Here is an 18,099-nt window from a genome sequence, read left to right as displayed (position 1 = left end):
CGCTGAAGTGGGCTGTATCCGCGCTGACGACGATGATCCATGTTAGTCCATTCACGATGATTGCCCATCGGGCGCCTTGGGTTCGGACGCATCGGAAGGAACGGTGGTGTCTGATGCATCGGTTGCGGGCGCCGGTTTTGGGCCCCCCAGCGACAGGATCAGCCGTAAGCCCGTCACCAGAGCATCGGGTGTATGGGCCGCAGCGGCAGGGTGGCGCTAATACTGGAGATCGGGCTGGATCGCCCATTTCTCGCTTAACTTGAACTGGTAGCTGGTCTCGAATGAGGTTTCGCGGCGCGGCAGGCCATTGCCTTGCATGGCCAGCGTGCTGATCCTTGCACAAGCGATGGCCAGCCCAAGGCGGTCATCCTTGCGCGCTGGAAGCAGCCCCTTGCCGACAATTCCCGCGCCCCAATAGCGATCGACCTGCTGCACCGTGCCTGCAGCCTCGCCATAGCGCAGCCATCCGCTCCAATGGGCTGATCCGGGCACGGCGCTTTCGGCCTCCACATAGAAGCCTTGGTCATGGCGGAAGCGGGCCCCGTCGAGCGTCGGACGGGCCAGACTATAACCCCATAGGCCTAAAGCCACGCGCCCCTTCTCCGACTAGCGATAATCGATCTGCCCGATCGTCAGAGCCCCATCGCGCGGCGCAAGACGGTCCACCACAAAGGCACGGAGTCGATCAGGATCGCCGGGCACGCCATCGAGAACTGCCACGCGTGCCGTCCAGTGCTTGTTGGGCGTCCAGCTGGCCCGGATACCCAGTGAGGATACCGGATAGATCGATGGCCCGTTCAGGCCGCTGCGCGCGATATCCGCTCCGATGCCGTGCGAGGAGTTGACCAACCAGTTAGCGGTGACGATTGAATCAAAATCGGCGTTCACGTCCACCAGTCCGGCGCGTAATGCGACATTACGTTCCTCAGAACCGAAGCGCTTCTCGATCCAGAATTCGAACAGGCGGGTCATGGGCACAGCGTCGATGGCGTCGGCAGTCTGGATGTCCTTGGTACGCTCACTCAGACTGCTGCCCGCAAGGTTGAAGATCTGGGCGTGGACGGCAAGGCCCGGCAGGCCAATCCGGTCTCCTGCCAAAGTGGCGGCCAATTGCGCCCTGTTGAGTGCCATGGCGCAGGCGAACCGGCGCTGGCAATCGCCCAGCCATCCAGAATGTCACGCAACGTGGCGGTGAACACAGGTGGCGCCGCATCATCAGCCTCTGCCGTGCCGGGAAGCATAGCCAGAGGCAGCAGGAGCGAGACCCGCCTCATCCCGGGACCGCGATCATGGCAATCGCTGCGTCCGCCATGGCGACGGTCGTGATCCAGCCGAAAATCTTCAGGGAGAGCGGGGCGGTGAATTCACCCATCACTGACGGTTTCGACACCACCAGCATCAGCGCCACCAGCACCGGCACCGCCACCACGCCATTGATCACGGAGCACCAGAAAAGCGCCTTCATTGGCGAAATGGGCGACCAGTCGAGGCCGATGCCCGGCATCATGCCCAGCGCAATGACGGTGTAGAACACCCGCGCACGCCAAGGCTTGTCCTGCAAGCTGGCGGACCACCCGCCCACTTCGCACACAGCATAACCCGAAGCGCCTGCCAGCACAGGCACCGCCAGAAAGCCGGTGCCGATGATGCCGAGGCTGAAGATTGCAAAGGCCAGCTTGCCCGCCACCGGCTGCAGCGCCTTGGCAGCATCAGCGGCGCTCTGGATATCGGTCTTGCCATGGGCGTGGAGTGTGGCCGCCGTGCCCAGCATGATCGCCAGCGCCACGATGTTCGACACTGCCATGCCGGTGAACGTGTCCAGCCGGATGCGAGTGAAGGCATCCTGGGCTTGATGTTCCGCTTCCTCCAGAGGCTGGCGCTCCTCTACCTGATCAAGCTCTTCTACCTCTTGCGCGGCCTGCCAGAAGAAGAGGAAAGGGCTGATCGTCGTGCCAAGAATCGCGACCATCGTCGTCACAGCCTGACGGGTGTCGAGATGCGGCACGATCAGATCGTGCAGCGCCTGCCCCCAATCGACCTTCACCATGAAGACCAGCGCTACATAGGCCAGCAGCACCAGGGTCAACCATTTGAGGATCGCGGCATAGCGGTCATAAGGGATGAACATTTGCAGCAGCAGTGAGGCCAGTGCGAAGAGGATGGTGAAGCCGTGCTGTCCGAAACCCAGCGTCATGCCTGCAGCTTCGCCCATGGCGGCCAGATCAGCGCCGATGTTGATTGTGTTGGCAACAAAAAGTGCCGCAACCAGCATGATGATCAACCAGCGCGGCATCACCGCCTTGAGGCTGTGGCCCAGCCCCTTGCCGGTCACACGTCCGACGCGCGCACTGGCCAGTTGGGTCGCCACCATCAGCGGATAGGCAAAGAGCATGCTCCAGAGCAGGCCAGTGCCGAATTGTGCTCCCGCTTGGGAATAGGTCGCGATGCCGCTGGGGTCGTCGTCCGCCGCACCGGTGACCAGCCCTGGTCCGAGGCGCTTGATCTGATCCAGCATGCTCATGGCAGGAGCCCGTAGACAGAGCATTGCGTCGAAGGTCTCGGGTTTGTGGACTGTCCCATCCCAATCATCCCACCTTTTGATTTTTTGTTTTGGCTTCGTGAAACACCCCGTGGGTCGGCGAGTTCAGCGAAGGTCTGAATATAAATTTTCCATAGCGACGTCCTTCCCGTGAAGGGATGCGATCATATCGTGGCTTGAATGCCGCTCAGCCTCGCCAGGCGAGCCGTTACACAGCATGAAGGCCCCCCGGGTTGTCGCCCTACGGAGAGGAACATCCTGACGCGAGGCGTCCTGCGTTGAGGCCGCCGCTTGAAGCCGGCTTTGACGGATCATCTCTTGTGCCATGCTGATTGCCCTCGGCAAGGTCGAAAAGGAGAGTTGATCCTCGGCTTGCGCGCGCTCGGGATCGAGCGCCGCAGGCAGAAAGTAGGTTTCGTGAAGCAGTTCGTCCGGCCTCTGAGAAATCCATTTCGCGAGAGTATCGGCCATGCCCCCAGCCGCCCGGCCCTCCGTTCGGCTTGACGTAAACACGCGCACATCGAGCGGGTGCCGTACCCGTCCGCCTGCCTCTCGAACCGCAGAAAACAGTGCTCGGTCTTCCGCCACACTCGGCGTCGGAGCCCCGCCGATCCGACGGTAAACATCCAGCGTAAGAGCGATGCTCGCGCCGCCCTCGAAAAAATGGCGAGGCCAGGGATCGTCGGGAGGTGCCGCTTGGGCGCGCAGCCAGTCGAGGGCCGTGTAGTAGCGTCCCAGCATGTTGAGACGAAGGGCCGCCTCGCGTCCAAGGGTTGCCCGGTCGCTACGTCGCGTCAAAGCCCGCCCCGCCACCGCATCCGCGCCCCCATCAATGTGCCGGATGGTCCGCACGAACCAGTCGGGCGCAACCAGTGTGTCGGCATCGGTGCAAGCCAGCACATCATCGGAGGACAACAAGAAGGTTGCTGCCTGGTCAAAAGCAAGGCGCCGGGCCCAACCGGCGTGACGGTAAGCGGGAAGCAGCGACAAGGCGGTCCATTCAAGCCGAGCATGGTTCAGTCTCGCTCGCTCGAGGACATCGACTGTTCCGTCCCGGCAGTTGTTAGCAAGAACCATCACCGTGACAGTTCCGTCATATCGCGCCGCCGCTGCATCAAGCGCCGCAAGACAAGCCGGAAGATCCGCCTCCTCATCCATTGCGGGCAGGGCAACAGCGATGCTCCGAAGCCGCCCAGCATCCTGGCCTGGTGCCGCCGGTGTCTGCAGCAGCAGCGCGTCGTCGCTGAGCGCCAGATAGGCCATCTATCGGCCGCCCTGCGGGAGGCTATGCGCTTGTTCGACAGCGAGGTGTTGGCGCCCGATGGCCATCAAGCGCTCGTCAACAGCCGCCTGACGGATGTAGAATGACAGATCGCGCCGCAGCCGCGAGACCGACGTGGTTTCGCGGTGCGCCAGTGTGCCGAGGCCACGCTCTGCAATTTCCAACGCCTGGATGATGCAATGCTCCAAGCCCTCACGCATCAGCACAGCCTCATGAGCGATTTCCTGAGCTGGCGCTTGATCTACAAGGCGCCGGGCCAATCGCTCAACCGAGGCCAGAGCCAAACCCCGAAGGCTCGCAATCTGGCCGATGCGCAAAGAGGCCAGAGCATCCTCTCCCTTTCCTCGCAGGCGCAGAGCTGCAACAGTTTCCTCAAGCAATGCGTCCAGCCCGCCCAACTGCACCGCCCCCATGCGCATCATCCCGCCCAGGAAATGAGGCTCGATATAATAGGCATCCGGTCCGCCAACTGCGGCATCATGAGGCAAGATGACGCCATTGAAATCATAGCCACCAGACCGGGTGGCACGCATCCCCGAAACCTCCCATTGGCCGCCGTCCATCCGTGCTCGATCGTCAACCACAACATAAAACAGATGCGTGTTGTCTCCCATCAGCGCGCTGACGAGCGCGGCCTTCACCAGGCCCAGGCCCGAACAGAAGGCTTTTGTGCCGCTCAACGCATAACCTTCAGGTGACATGCTTGCAGTGAGCGGAGCCGTACCATCTGCGCCCCAAACACCGAGCAGAGCCCCATCCCTCACGGCCTCAGCGCAGCGCTTTTGCAGAGATGGCTCGCCGTATAGACCAATCAGTTGAGCGGCGTTGACGTGCCCTTCAAACAAGCGCCCGACCGGCAGGCTGGCTGCACCTATACGCCGCAGGACCGCAAAGCAGGACAAAGGATCGTCGCTCCAGCTTGCCATACCCGACAGGCGCTGCGGCAATGCCTCGCGGAGCAGGCCCGCATCGCCCAGCCATCGGATTTCCTCATCCAATCCTGCGCCCGACTGATCCTTTTGCCCGGCGGCGACGCGAATGCGCTCAAGAGCGGTATCGAATGAAGGAGGGTAATTTCTTCGACGTCGAAGGAGCCGGACGTGGTAGCCCTCGCGCTGTTCGCCGCGCAGGAGGTCAAAGTCCGGCGCGCATGCAGCAAGCAGCATGTCAGTTGCCTCGCGCCCACTCAGCCCGGTCTGCGTTTCGCCATCGTAGCTGACGATGAGCACGTCGCCGCCCGGCACAACGCGCCGCCTGGCCAAATCGGCCATGGCGCTGATTTCGTCGCGCGAAAGGAAGTAAAGCACTTCTGACAGGACCAGGAGGTCAACGTCAGCATCCAGGTCATCGTAAGGCACATGCATGACGCGCACGTCGGCATTAGGGAGCCGCACGAGCCGACCTCGGGCCCGCGATGCGGCGGCCTCCGCAATGTCGACCCCCAGAAAGGTATCGCATCGTGGTGCGATCTGCTCCGAGAGCACCCCGATGGAGCAACCGACCTCGCACGCGCGGCTGTAGTGGGCGCGGAGGAAACCCAGTGTATCGGCGCGCTTGGCGCTTTCGTATTCGCTGTCCTCGAAGCGCCAGGGATCCATGCTTCCGGCATAAAGGGCGTCAAAATAAGATCCGCGCTCTGACGCGACATCGCTTCTCAAGGCGCTTTCCTTTCCAGCAGGATGAAATATTCCGGATCGGCGCAAAATCGCTCGATGGTCGCCAGCGTCATCGGGCAAATGGCGGTCGCCTCCATCTGCGAGCGATGCTCAAGGAGCGCGGAGCGCTTGGCGTCATTCGTTGAGCCATCGAGCCGCACCGCATCGACAGGCGGGGAATAGGCCGCCCCTTCGAAGCGCGCACTGACCGGATAACCCAGTAGCCGCTTGGGGCGCTTCAGCCCCATCGCGAGCGCGTGAGCCGCCCTGTGATCGGGGTGGCTGTCGCCATCATCCGTGACCGCGACCGTAGCGACAGCATGGAGCAGGCATATGCGCTCAACATCCTCTTTGGCCATGGCAAGATGGTCGTTCAGGCTGCCGTCGGGGTAGTCGAGGTGATAGGTGGCAATCGGAGCAATACCAAGCGCCCGAACGCCTTGGGCCGCTTCAGCGCGTCGACGCGATATCAGCGCTATGTGCTCGTCGGCTTCCAACAAGCCATGAGATGCGCCGCCATTGGTGAGCCAGATAATCACGACGGGACAGCCTTTGGCCGCCGCGTGCTGCATGAGGCGAGCGCAGCCGAGGATCTCATCATCGGGATGAGGAGCCAGCACGAGCAACGGGGCAGAAGGCAGGAGCAGCTCCTGCAAGCCCCTCATAGCGCTCGCGCCGGATCACAGCACGCGGTCAGGCGAGCCGTTAGTCTGAATGTTAAAAGGGTCGACGCGATGCGGGCAAGGCAAAGCGTCCAGACCTTGGCGATACCGCATGCATCTGACTTAACGCCAATCGCAGGCGCCGTGCTGAAGGGGGAAGAAACGAAGGCCCCAAATGCGACCAGACGTGGAGGAGGTTCATGGAAACCGGGTCCACCATCGGTTGTCAGATTTTTAGGCCCAAGACGTCTTGCGACCTTTGCCAGATTTGTCATGGCCGATGACCTCACCGCTTGCAAAGGCGCCGTGCGTTGGCAACAACTTGTCGGTGAACCGGCTCCAGCGCGCCGGCTCCCAGGCGCGCCGTTGCCTCAACAGTCTCCACCGCCATGATCAGCAGCGTATCGCCCAGCTCCTTTAGCGCCAGAGCTGTGGGGATTTGCGGACGCATCGTCATGATACCCAGATGTTCGAGATGCCCCATCCATGCCGTTTGCGCCGCCCAGCAGGTCGACATGACCGCTGATCCTGCCTCGGAAAAGGCCGTGACCTTCTCAGGGATTATACGTTCAAGCTCGCCGTGCGCTTCACTCATCGGAGATGCCGTCGCCAGTCCAATGATCGCTATGCGCGCGGCGATCACCTCATGGGCGACCTCCAGGGTCTCAATTGCATCAAGGCTGGTCCGGCCCATGGCAGCGCCCGAGGCCGTCACCCGGCTCCAGTTCCCTAAGACGTCGAACATGGCTCCGCTCCTTTGCTGGCCATCGGACATTGGAGAAAAAGCATTTCTATCATCAATGCTCTCGAGATGATGAACGCCTGTGCGAACGAGCTGTTGCGCCCTTCGGCACATCAATCGTCCTAATGCAGGTTAAGTCGCCCGTATTTCACGCAACCCGGGGTCCTCTGCCGCGTAGTCTTTTTGCGGCCCGCGCCACGTGCTCACCGGCGAGTGGAAAAGCTGCAACAGCTCTACAACGAGGAAAGCGCACCATGGTCAAAAAGCCAGTATCGCCCAAAGCTGCCGTAAAGCCTGACGCCAACTTCATTCCTTCTGATCTGGCAGGTGCCGACATCCCCGGAGAGTCGCCGCAGAAGGCTTCCCCCGTTCCCTCCGATGCCAACACCACTTTGAGCTATGGCGAGCCACAGGGGCTTGGCGGTGAAACGCGTCAGATCGCCGGCGACGGCGTTGCCACGCTCACCAGCGCACAAGGTGTCCCCGTTGCCGACGATCAGAACAGCCTGAAGCAGGGCACCCGCGGCCCCACGCTCCTCGAAGATGCCCATTTTCGGGAAAAGATCTTTCATTTCGACCATGAGCGTATCCCTGAACGCGTGGTGCATGCCCGCGGCTATGGTGCTCATGGCTTCTTCGAGCTCACTGACAGCCTCGCTGACGTGTCGCGGGCCGACATCTTCCAGCGTGTCGGCGAACGCACCCCTGCCTTCGTGCGCTTCTCGACGGTTGCTGGCTCCAAAGGCTCATTCGATCTGGCACGCGACGTGCGCGGCTTCGCCGTCAAACTCTATACGCAGGAGGGCAACTGGGACCTGGTTGGCAATAACATCCCGGTTTTCTTCATCCAGGACGCGATGAAGTTCCCCGATCTCGTTCATGCCGCCAAACCCGAGCCTGATCGCGCCTTTCCCCAGGCTCAGACAGCTCATGACAATTTCTGGGATTTCGTGAGCCTGAGCCCGGAAAGCATTCATATGATCATGTGGACGATGTCGGATCGGGCAATCCCGCGCTCATTCAGGACGATGGAAGGCTTCGGCGTCCATACCTTCCGCCTGCTCGATGCCGCAGGCAAGTCCACTTTCGTCAAATTTCACTGGAAGCCCAAGCAGGGTTTGCAATCGGTTGCCTGGAATGAGGCGGTCAAGATCAATGGTGCCGATCCCGATTTCCATCGCCGCGACCTCTGGGACGCGATCAACGCAGGGGATGAGGTGGATGGCTCCCGCTCACGACATTTGAATGTCATGATGAGGTTGCCGTCAGGCAAACCCACGCAAGGAGCCATCCGCCATGGAAATTAGCACGATCGGCCTCGATCTGGCCAAAAATGTCTTCCAGGTTCACGGTGTCGACAAAGAGGGCACCGTCATTGTGCGCAAGGCGTTGCGCCGAGCGCAAATGTTGCCCTTCTTTGCAAGGCTATCGCCCTGCCTTGTCGGCATCGAGGCTTGCGGGACATCGCATCATTGGGCGCGGGAACTGCAAAACCTTGGTCACGAGGTGCGACTGATGCCGCCATGCTACGTGAAGCCCTATGTAAAACGCGGCAAGAACGATGCTGCTGATGCCGAGGCCATCTGCGAGGCGGTGACACGTCCGACGATGCGGTTCGTGGCGATCAAGTCTCGTGAGCAGCAGGCGGCCCTGTCACTTCACCGGGTGCGCTCTCTTTTGACTGGTCAACGTACACAGTTGGTCAACATGATGCGCTGCCAGTTAGCAGAGTTTGGTATCGCCATTCCGATCGGACTTGGGCGGGCGCTGCATCTGGCGCAACAGATCGAAGATGGCGAGGCCGCGATTGATCTGCCACCACAAGCGGCGCAGGTGATCGGCATGCTGTGCGAGCTGGTGCTCAAGCTTCATGCCCGGCTTCATGAACTTGATTTGCGCCTGGAAGCTCTCCGGCGAAGCGATGACATGGCGCGTCGGTTGGCGACGATCCCGGGCATTGGTTCGATTGGCGCAACCGCGCTGGCAGCATCGGTTACCGACCCGCACCAGTTCAGGTCTGGCCGCCAGTTTGCCGCATGGCTTGGCCTGACACCGCGTCAGCAGTCGAGTGGCGGCAAGGAGCGCCTTGGCCGGATCACCAAGATGGGCGATAAATATCTACGGCAGCTGTTGGTCATCGGGGCGACCTCCCTGCTACGCCGCGCCAAGGAGGGCCCTGCAACGGTTCACCCGTTTCTCGTTGGGATACTGGCTAGAAAATCTGCCCGCGTGGCCAGCGTCGCCATGGCCAACAAGATAGCGCGGATCGCGTGGGCGGTCATGACACGCGGTCAGGTCTATCAATCACACCATGTGCCCGGATTGGCCGCATGAGTACGCAATCCGGCTGAGGTGATCGGCCGAACGGAGTTGTGAGCGCAAAGAGAAATGATGGCGACACCGGTCAGACCGGGAACAGGGACAACCCGTGGAAAGTCTTAGGCGCAACAGCCTGTGAAGGCGATAGGAACTCTGTTTTTCGGACCCCATCAGGGCCAGCAGTCCGAAACGACTGCATCAACAGGCCGGACAGACGACTGCACCCGACCGATCGTCAGAATTTCAAAAAGTGCTTGCAACGCGGGAGCCATCCACAGACGACTTTCCCGAATGGGAGCTAGGCGTCCAGCTGTTTGACGACGCCTTCGCCGACAGCTTCGATTTCGATGTGCTCGACGCGACCAAGCTCATTCCGGAGGAACTCGTCCCGGTGCGCATTGTCGGCCGTCTGGTTCTCGATCGGGTCGTCGATAATTTCTTCGCGGAGACCGAGCAGGTGGCTTTCTGCACGCAGAACGTGCCGCCCGGCATCGACTTCTCCAACGATCCGCTGCTGCAGGGCCGCAATTTCTCTTACCTTGACACCCAGATTAAACGACTGGGCGGCCCCAATTTCACCCATATCCCGATCAACGCTCCCAGGTGCCCGATGGCCCATTTTCAGCAAGACGGTCACATGGCGATGCGCAACCCCAAGGGGCGGGCCAACTATGAACCAAACAGCTGGGGCCCATCCCAAGGGGGCCCGCGCGAAGATCCGATGCGCGGCTTCACCAGCTTTGCCGACCAGGCTGACGGTGCCAAGCAGCGCGTACGCTCTGAAAGCTTTGCGGATCACTACAGCCAGGCACGGCAGTTCTATATGAGCCAGACGCCGATCGAGCAGAAGCATATAGGGGATGCCTTGGTCTTCGAACTCTCGAAAGTCGAACGGCCTGACATCCGTTCGCGTGTGGTCTCGCACTTACTGAATGTCGATGCTGGGCTGGCTGGAACCGTGGCCGACGGTCTCGGCTTGCCTCTTCCTGCTGCTGCAATCGCTGCGCGTGAGCCGATCTTCGATTTGCCCGTATCGGACAAGCTTAGCATCGTGAAGAATGGACCCGCGACCTTCAAGGGTCGCAAGCTGGGCATCTTGCTCAGCGATGGCGCCGATGCCGCGATCGTCAAGGCGCTCATAAAGGCAGTTACCGCCGGAGGGGCTGTTTATGAGGTGGTCGCTCCGAAGATCGCAGGGGTAACTCTGTCTGATGGCACGACGATTGCCGCCAAGCACAAGGTGGATGGCGGGCCGTCGGTGCTGTTTGACGCGGTTGCCGTGGTTCTCTCGGCCGAGGGGGCAGCATTGCTGGCCATGGATGCAGCGGCCAAGGATTTCATCAACGATGCATTTGCTCACTGCAAATATATCGGGTTTGGAGCGGAGGCACAGGCTCTGTTTGTGAAAGCCGGCATCGCCGAAGACCTCGACGATGCCTGTCTGCCGCTGGCCAAGGCTGCGGATGCCAAGACATTCATGGAGGCTGCCGGCGCGCTGCGTCATTGGCCAAGGGAGTTGAAGGTCGATCTCGACGCTATTGGCTGACTATGCTGACAATGACACCAGCTTTCGACCTGGTGTCATTGCCTCGCTTCGGCAGCCGCCCGATCAGCCTGGTGCGCTGCCCACAGGGACGAGCGAAGAAATGTATCTTCCAGAAGCATGACGCGGGGACCTTTGGCGACAAGGTCAGGCATGTCGGCATCATGGAGAAGGACGGGCGCGAGGAGCCCTACCTCTTTCTCGATACGCCAGAAGGCCTCCTCACCTGTGTGCAGATGGGCACCATTGAGTTTCATGGGTGGGGTGCCAGGATCGAGGATGTCGAGAAAGCCGACAGGCTGGTCTTCGATCTCGATCCCGATGAGGGCCTGGATTTCGAGGCGGTGCGGGCCGCTGCCTTCAAGTTTCGGGACATTCTCGCGTCGATGGGGTTGGAGACCTTCCCGATGGTGACAGGCGGCAAGGGCGTCCATATTGTCGCACCGCTCGTGCCGCAGGCCGAATGGGATGAGGTCAAGGACTTCGCGCATCGTCTGGCTCGGGCAGTTTCGCATATGGACCCCGAGCATTTCACGGCCGCCTTGCCCAAAGCGCAGCGCAAGGGCCGTATTTTTGTCGATTACCTGCGCAACCAGCGCGGTGCGACAGCGGTGATGCCCTACGTCGTGCGAGCCCGTGCCGGCGCGCCCGTTGCCGCGCCCATCACCTGGAAGGAGATGGAGACGATCGACACACCCGCGCATTTCCATATCTGCGATGCGGCAGAATTGTTGAAGCGCGTCAGTTCGAAGGCCCTGACGGATTGGAGTCGGGCCTCCCAGACGCTGCCGGATCTGTAAGGCGCCCACTGTGAAGATCGCCACCTACAACGTGAACGGGGTCAATGGCCGCTTGCCCGTACTGCTGCGTTGGCTGGACCTTGCCGAACCGGACATCGTCTGCCTGCAGGAGCTCAAGGCGCCGCAGGACAGATTTCCGCAGGCCGCTTTGCTCAACGCAGGTTATCAGGCGATCTGGCATGGACAGAAAAGTTGGAACGGCGTCGCTATCCTCAGCCGTGTCGGCGAGATCCACGAAACGCGGCGCGGGCTGCCGGGCGATCCGGATGACGCGCAAAGCCGCTATATCGAGGCTGCGGTCAATGGTGTGCTGATTGCCGGACTTTATCTGCCCAACGGCAATCCGCGCCCGGGGCCCAAATTCGATTACAAGCTGCAATGGTTCAAGCGGCTCGAACAGCACCTCTCGACGCTGATCACCCTGGATGCGCCGGTCATCTGCATGGGCGATTTTAACGTCATGCCCACCGATCTCGACGTCTATGCGCCCGATCGCTGGCGGGATGACGCCCTCTTTGCCCCTGACGTGCGTAAAGCCTATTCAAGGCTGCTGGGTCAGGGCTGGTGCGACGCCCTGCGCGAACGGCATCCCGGAAAGGTGGTCTACACCTTCTGGAAATACCTGCGCCATGCCTATGAGCGCAATGCGGGCCTGCGCATCGACCATCTGCTGCTCAACCCGGTTGCGGCCGCCATGCTGCGCGATGCCCAGGTCGATATGAGGGTCCGGGGCTGGGAGAAAACCAGCGACCACGCGCCGGTGTGGGTCGAGCTTGGAAAAGCGACCAAAAGGAAGAAGTCGGGCGCAGCTTCGAACAGCAGGTGAACCGGTTCAAGCCGGGTCAGGCGTCAACGAGTTCAGTTTGCCGGTTTGGCGTGGTCTCGCCACGTTGCCAAACCGCAAACTCCTCGGTCCGGGCAATGTCCTGAATAAGCGTGTAGGTCATAAAGCCATCATCGGTCACGATGTCGAAGAGCCATCGCTCTTCGGCGGGCTGAGCCATGACGTGAGAAATAGCCTCGCCCAAGCATGGATCGTCACGAAGATCCGGATCGCCACCAAGCTTCATCAAAAGCGCAGGCTCTTGCAATCGAATGATCGTCCTGAGCATCAGACCCCCGCCAACAAGGACAGCAGGTCTGATTGCACCGCGATGCTCATGAGGTTGGCAGAAATTCCGTTAAACAAGCCGAACAAGCGTTCCCGGTCTACGGGGGCCGAAACTGACCGGGAACGCTTGTGACGCAAATCGGCGGAATGGATAGTCCACGCGTCAAATGCTCATAACCTCAGAAACATTTCAGTTCCAAGGACATTCAATTATTTCTTCACCGCGATAGCTGCCGCATGAATATAAGTGTCCCAACGCAGCATCAAGAGGTCGAAAGTTTGCTCTCATCGCGGCGTAGAAGACGACATGCGTCAGCCTCGCCATTTGGATAGGGCGTTGCGATAGAGACGTTCCTGCCGGTCAACCTCCTGCTCGAAATCGGCGAGCTCCCGCGCGTGCTGTCGTTTGCGCTCGCCCAATTCCGCCTTTAGCACCTCAATCTGCTCGGACACTTCAGCCTCTGCTGAAGCCTGTTCCTGACGTTTCGCCTCCAATTTCTCATGCGCAGCGTCCAGCTTTTCCCGGCTCGGTCTTGGCTTGGGTTTCGCGTGGCGCTTTGGCGCGTTGGCTCCATCTGATGGTGCGCTCTTCCCTTTTGGTGGTGCGCCCGCTGCTGCGGCAGCGAGGTGCTCCGCAGTTGTACCCCGAGGAACGCGCAGCACTTGGCCGGGACGCGCAAGCGCCGCTTTGATCATCTCTGGATCCCTGACCACCTCGGCGGCGCCCTGAGCGAAGAGGTTTCGCTTCGCCCCCCATGCCTCCAACGCGGCTTTTTGACTGGGCGCCGCGATATAGGCGTCCTCAAAGCCAGCAGAGGTGCGGAAAACCTTGAGGGGGCGCTTGCTTACCATAGGGGCATAACGCCCCATACGCGCCTGAGGTGCCAGTGATGCAAACGTTGGAGCCCGGCGGTCGGCGGTCGGAATGAACCTGACCGGCTTTCCCGCATTTAGATCCGTATGGACTCACTTCGCGCCCCCACCCCCGATCTCGACGGCTTCCAGCTGCCGGCCTTCAATGCTCCGCGCGAGGCATGGGAAGAAGCATTCAGCGCGTTGCGCTCCGTCGCGCTGACATGGCCCCAGATTATTGCGGGCTACGCGGAGAGTATGAGCAACAATCAGGGCTTCCCCGATATCGTCCTTCTGCGCACCTGGTGTGAACAAAATAGCATCCTGCCTGCCGATGTTGCGGCGGAGGCGATCCTGGTGCGCATGGCACCGGTCGTCGAGACCTATGCCGAGCATCCCGAATTCGAAGCCGAAGCACAGAGAGAGATGGCGCTACGCGAATTGCGCGTCGAGGATGATGTCCTTCAATTCGTAGGCGCCGCTTCCTGGAAGGAAGGTCAATAACACTCACGCCCTCGTGCGGGGCATGCTGCACAGATGCGTCGAACATAACGCCTGGGATCGGAAGTTTCTCTACGTGCGATGGAACCGATCGCGCCCGCTGACAAACCAGGTTCCCGGGCCGGATTGTCCTAATCAAAAGCTTCCGTTTGTTCATCTTGATGACGGAGGCAACCAATGACGTCCGTAGCACTGTGCTGCATCTCCGCTGTCGGCAGCCAACCGGCGAGTTACTGCTGCTCAACGATGGGGGATTGGGGCACCAGAAACTAGTTGGCCAACAATTTCTCCAAGGTTCTGACAACCTGCTGGGTAGGCGTGGGCTTGGTCAATCGCGGCGCCTCTTTATAGCGAGCCGGAAGGCTGCCATCGTCATAGCCGGTGGTGAACAGGAAAGGGATGTGACGCTCCATGAGCCGGTCGGCGATGGAATATGACATGACGCCCCCCAAATTGACGTCCAGAACCGCCGCGTCGATGTTTTCCCCCGCCGCCAGATCCAGCGCCCTGGCCGGGCAGCCAGCCGGACCAATCACCATTGCACCAGCCAATTCCAGATCCTCGGCCAGTTCAGCTGCAATAAGAGCAGCATCCTCAATCACGAGGATACGGCGGTTTTCGAGCGGCGCCTCCATGTCCGTATGTCCCTTGCTGATTCGATCTTCGGAAGGAGATGCGATCCTGGAATAGAGGCCATCAACTAGATCACAAACATATGTGAGGACGCTGAGCGATATCAGTAATCTTGGTTTTTGGCCGCACTTAACGCTCATCTCGCCGATCAGGCTCCATGTTTTAACCTATGTTAGGAGACATAAATAATCCGCTTCTCTATTTAGGGTTAAGGGGGAGAAAGAATGGAAAACCCGCTCGCTGCCAAGCTGTCGATGTTTGCCGACATCAGCCTGGACGACAAAGCCGCGCTCAACTGGCTTTGCGATGATGTCCGTGTCTTTCAGCCAAAATGCGATGTGATCAAAGAGGGCGATCGTCCGGAGAACGTCTTCCTACTCGTCGACGGCTGGGCCATGCGCTACAAAGTCCTCCCGAATGGTCGACGACAAATCATGGCCTATCTCATTCCCGGCGATCTGTGCGATATCCATGTCTTTATTCTCAAGGAGATGGACCACTGTATCGGCCTGCTGAGTGAGGCTCGGATCGCTGTCATCCCCAAGGAGAAAATGCTGTCAGTGCTTGATGAGCGACCCCGCCTGGCGCGCGCATTATGGTGGTCTTCGTTGGTCGATGACAGCGTGCTTCGCGAATGGCTGGTCAATATGGGCCAACGCAATGCTTACGACCGGATCGCTCATCTGCTCGCGGAAATGTGGCTTCGGCTGTCGGTGGTGGGCCGGGTGGACGGAAATTCGATGCAGCTACCGCTCACCCAGGTCGATCTAGCGGACACCATGGGGCTGACTGCCGTCCATGTGAATAGGGTTCTTCAGCAGTTGCGACAAGATGGCGTCATCGAACTTGCAAGCGGCACGCTGCGCATTCCGAACATTGAAAAGCTGATGAGGGTCAGCGCCTTCGAGCCCAACTATCTACATCTCCAACCACGGGTAAACTGAACCGGAGGAAACACGCCATGCCTGTCTTCAAACTCCGCCTCAACCGTCCGGGAGCCACGCAGCGCAACGATCCCGACATGGACTTTCACGACCTGCACCACGCCTACATCGAGGTCTGCAAGGCCATTCCGGGCATGGCGTGCGATCTTCTCGCCGCTGGTGACGATCCAATGGTCTGCACCTATGTCATCTATGACAGCAAGGGACGCCATTTGATGGATGTGCCCTTCGTCGATATCCTCTCGCCGTCAGAATGGCGCCTGCGCCGGGCGACACGCAAGCCGCACAGCGGAGTTCGCAGCGCGCAAGTGCGCGACGATCTGGCGGCCGGCAGCTTCCGTCGTATGTTTTCGGCGGTGAATGTCGGCTGCGTGCTCCTGACTCCGGAGCTGCAGGTTAAAGAAATCAATGATTTTGGCGCGAGACACAGTCACGTTGACGCCGAAGCGATCAGGGACACATCGATTCTGGATGTTTTTGATCTGCACGGCAAACCGAAGGAAAATTTCGCGAAATTCTGGGCATTATCCCAGCGCGGCGCCACTGCGGAACTCATCGACATGCCCTATCTCGTCCTCGATGAGGCAGGCCAGACGGTCAACGGCTGGTGGAATGCGCGTGTCTGGCCGATCTTCGATGATGACGAGCGCTTGCTCGGGTTGGTCGAATGGGCGGAACCATTCACCAGGCCCAGCGCCAAAGGGAACACGTTGGTTCGCATCTCGCCCGGGTCGGCGGGCTGAAATCACCGGCCAAGGGGCGTCGCTTGTGCATAAGCGACTTCGCGTCATCAGGCAGCGATCCGAAGCAAGCGATCTAAATGGAAGACGGGCCGAGGCTGCCGGCCCCGACCCATCCACCAAGAGACTGTCTTCACCCTCGATCTTCTTGCAGGATCAACAGCAAAGCGCGACCCAGCCTCCTGAAGCACCGATCACTGGAAAGGGGAGAGGACTTCAGCGCCTGTTTTCCCAGCCACGCCTCGAAGCCTCGGCGTGGCCCTGAGGGTCACCACGCCAGCCGCCATGTCCGCGACCACGGTCGTCATCATCGTCGCGTGCGCGTTGCTGGTAGTGCCCTCGGTCGTCACGGTCATCGTAGGATTGAGAGCGAGAACCATGGCGATCATAATCGCGACCACCCCCGCGCTCATCCCACCCTCGACGCGAGGCCTCCGAGTGGCCCTGGCTATCGCCATACCAGCCGCTGGGACCGTGGTCGGAATTGTCCCAGCCACGACGTGAAGCATCGGAATGACCTCGACTGTCACCATACCATCCACTGGGCCCATGGTCCGGATTATCCCAACCACGGCGCGAGGCCTCCGAATGACCACGACTGTCGCCGCGCCAGCCGCTCGGCCCATGATCGGGATTGTCCCAGCCGCGCCGCGATGCCTCCGAATGGCCCTGGCTGTCTCCGAACCAGCCGCCGTGGCCGCGATCATCGTCGCGGCCCTGAAAACGCGAGTCATAGCGCCGATCGTCGTAATCGCCTCGACCCGATCTGAATCGCCCGTCATCGTCCCGAGGGCGCTGCTGGGCCGAACGTGACCTTCCATCATCGCGGCTATAGTCACGATCATGGCCCCCCTCGCTTCCGCCTCCCCCGCTCGCGAAGCGCCCTTCTTCATCGCGCCCACGTCCGGTTGCACCATGCGACTGCCGTCGATCGTCGTCATGGTCGGTAAAGCGGCCGCGATCGTCACGCTCGCGGCTTTGCTGATAACTTGCCATTTCACTCTCCTGCAATTTGCGGGAACGTTCCCGCGTGATGCCGGCGATCGCCACCGGCGAGGGATCGGGAAGCCTGTTCGCGGCTTCCAGTTCGGTCTTTCGGTCGTTCAACCGCAAGGCCAGATCGGGAATGTCGGATGAGCAAGCCTCCGCTTGCGCAAAGATGCCTTTTGGGCCCTCTTCCTCTTTGACATGGTGGAGAATCTGCTCGCGCAGGACCTTGAACTTGGCATCACGGAAGCGGTCCTGCTCCGGGCAGTTCAGGAGGTCGACGATCAGGATTTTCGCGCTGTCATGCTCGACCTGCGCCTCATCGAGAGGAGCATCCTGCGGGAAAGCCTCGCGGCATGCCGGATAGAAGATTTCCTCTTCCAGCAAGGTATGAATGATAAGCGATCGGCAAACCTGCTCGATCAGCTCGTTCCGCGAGTCCTCGTCCGCTTTCTCATATCGTGCGAAAAGATTTTCCACCTTGCGGTGATCCTCTTTGAGGGAAGCGATCGCCGTCTGCAGGTCCGACTTTGCCCGGGCCTTGGACGGCGCACCGCTTTTCTTGTCGGCGCCTGTGTGGGCATTGGTTTTCCGCGCTCCGTTGGTGGTCGCTGCGGGACGCTCTCCTTCAGCGGGCTTCTCGTTCTGGGGTGCGCTCTCGTTCTGTGCTGGTTGCTCGTTAGCTTCGGCCATATCAGCCCTCCTCGCATGGCAGCCGTCCGGGTAATGAGCTGCCGTGGAGGGAAGCCGGCGAAGCGGTATGGGCTCCGGCAAACTTGCCCAGGTTAG

The 18,099-nt window shown here is 60.5% G+C and carries 14 protein-coding genes and 4 pseudogenes; 8 read left to right on the top strand and 10 right to left on the bottom strand.

Going from position 1 to position 18,099, the window contains the following annotated elements:
* Positions 1-216: 216 nt before the first annotated feature.
* The 6 genes and pseudogenes from HGK27_RS31400 to HGK27_RS08245 all read right to left on the bottom strand — a co-directional run bounded on the left by HGK27_RS31400 (position 217) and on the right by HGK27_RS08245 (position 6,883).
* A pseudogene (locus HGK27_RS31400) lies at positions 217-1,131 on the bottom strand (carbohydrate porin).
* 139 nt (positions 1,132-1,270) lie between these two features.
* Positions 1,271-2,521 (bottom strand): NRAMP family divalent metal transporter, encoded by a 1,251-nt coding sequence (locus HGK27_RS08265; protein ID WP_241126942.1) that lies wholly within the window; start codon positions 2,519-2,521, stop codon positions 1,271-1,273.
* 123 nt (positions 2,522-2,644) lie between these two features.
* Positions 2,645-3,802, bottom strand: a complete 1,158-nt coding sequence (locus HGK27_RS08260; protein WP_206240095.1) for a glycosyltransferase — start codon at positions 3,800-3,802, stop codon at positions 2,645-2,647.
* A complete protein-coding gene (locus tag HGK27_RS08255) occupies positions 3,803-5,479 on the bottom strand; it encodes an SAM-dependent methyltransferase (RefSeq protein WP_206240094.1) in 1,677 nt (558 codons plus the stop codon). It lies immediately after the preceding gene.
* Entirely contained in the window at positions 5,476-6,132 is a 657-nt protein-coding gene (locus HGK27_RS08250) for a PIG-L deacetylase family protein (RefSeq protein ID WP_206240093.1), read from the bottom strand. The genes HGK27_RS08255 and HGK27_RS08250 overlap by 4 nt, the downstream gene beginning before the upstream one ends.
* Before the next feature lie 292 nt (positions 6,133-6,424).
* Positions 6,425-6,883, bottom strand: coding sequence for a hypothetical protein (locus tag HGK27_RS08245; protein WP_206240092.1), 459 nt, complete (start codon positions 6,881-6,883; stop codon positions 6,425-6,427).
* A gap of 251 nt (positions 6,884-7,134) precedes the next feature.
* On the opposite strand from HGK27_RS08245, the pseudogene HGK27_RS08240 reads away from it, so the two are divergent.
* The 5 genes and pseudogenes from HGK27_RS08240 to xth form a co-directional block, all read left to right on the top strand.
* Positions 7,135-8,094, top strand: a pseudogene (locus tag HGK27_RS08240) (catalase); the annotation flags it as partial.
* Positions 8,095-8,176: 82 nt separating this feature from the next.
* On the top strand, positions 8,177-9,214 hold the full coding sequence (locus HGK27_RS08235; RefSeq protein WP_206239818.1) for an IS110 family RNA-guided transposase: 1,038 nt from the start codon (positions 8,177-8,179) through the stop codon (positions 9,212-9,214).
* Between the two features lie 265 nt (positions 9,215-9,479).
* A pseudogene (locus HGK27_RS08230) lies at positions 9,480-10,745 on the top strand (catalase); the annotation flags it as partial.
* Between the two features lie 32 nt (positions 10,746-10,777).
* Positions 10,778-11,542 (top strand): annotated as a pseudogene (gene ligD, locus HGK27_RS08225) (non-homologous end-joining DNA ligase); the annotation flags it as partial.
* A 10-nt stretch (positions 11,543-11,552) separates the two neighbouring features.
* On the top strand, positions 11,553-12,368 hold the full coding sequence (gene xth / locus HGK27_RS08220; protein ID WP_206240091.1) for an exodeoxyribonuclease III: 816 nt from the start codon (positions 11,553-11,555) through the stop codon (positions 12,366-12,368).
* Positions 12,369-12,384: 16 nt separating this feature from the next.
* On the opposite strand, the gene HGK27_RS08215 is transcribed toward xth, so the two are convergent.
* The gene (locus HGK27_RS08215) at positions 12,385-12,654 is read right to left on the bottom strand and encodes a hypothetical protein (RefSeq protein WP_206240090.1); all 270 of its coding nucleotides are present in this window, start codon (positions 12,652-12,654) and stop codon (positions 12,385-12,387) included.
* A gap of 311 nt (positions 12,655-12,965) precedes the next feature.
* On the bottom strand, positions 12,966-13,505 hold the full coding sequence (locus tag HGK27_RS08210; RefSeq protein WP_206240089.1) for a hypothetical protein: 540 nt from the start codon (positions 13,503-13,505) through the stop codon (positions 12,966-12,968).
* Positions 13,506-13,613: 108 nt separating this feature from the next.
* Between HGK27_RS08210 and HGK27_RS08205 the strand changes: the two genes are divergently transcribed.
* A complete protein-coding gene (locus HGK27_RS08205) occupies positions 13,614-14,009 on the top strand; it encodes a hypothetical protein (RefSeq protein WP_206240088.1) in 396 nt (131 codons plus the stop codon).
* A 266-nt stretch (positions 14,010-14,275) separates the two neighbouring features.
* Here the strand turns inward: HGK27_RS08205 and HGK27_RS08200 are convergent, their stop codons facing one another.
* Positions 14,276-14,641: a response regulator gene (locus HGK27_RS08200; RefSeq protein WP_206240087.1), complete on the bottom strand. Its 366-nt coding sequence runs from the start codon at positions 14,639-14,641 to the stop codon at positions 14,276-14,278.
* A gap of 222 nt (positions 14,642-14,863) precedes the next feature.
* Between HGK27_RS08200 and HGK27_RS08195 the strand changes: the two genes are divergently transcribed.
* On the top strand, positions 14,864-15,583 hold the full coding sequence (locus tag HGK27_RS08195) for a Crp/Fnr family transcriptional regulator (protein ID WP_206240086.1): 720 nt from the start codon (positions 14,864-14,866) through the stop codon (positions 15,581-15,583).
* A 17-nt stretch (positions 15,584-15,600) separates the two neighbouring features.
* Positions 15,601-16,326 (top strand): DUF6894 family protein, encoded by a 726-nt coding sequence (locus tag HGK27_RS08190; protein ID WP_206240085.1) that lies wholly within the window; start codon positions 15,601-15,603, stop codon positions 16,324-16,326.
* Between the two features lie 213 nt (positions 16,327-16,539).
* Here HGK27_RS08190 and HGK27_RS08185 read toward each other — a convergent pair whose 3' ends face one another.
* Positions 16,540-18,003, bottom strand: coding sequence for a hemerythrin domain-containing protein (locus tag HGK27_RS08185; protein WP_206240084.1), 1,464 nt, complete (start codon positions 18,001-18,003; stop codon positions 16,540-16,542).
* Positions 18,004-18,099 lie beyond the last annotated feature (96 nt).

It is taken from the genome of Novosphingobium terrae, from assembly GCF_017163935.1.
Lineage (GTDB): Bacteria > Pseudomonadota > Alphaproteobacteria > Sphingomonadales > Sphingomonadaceae > Novosphingobium > Novosphingobium terrae.
This window is presented reverse-complemented; position numbering and strand designations above follow the sequence as displayed.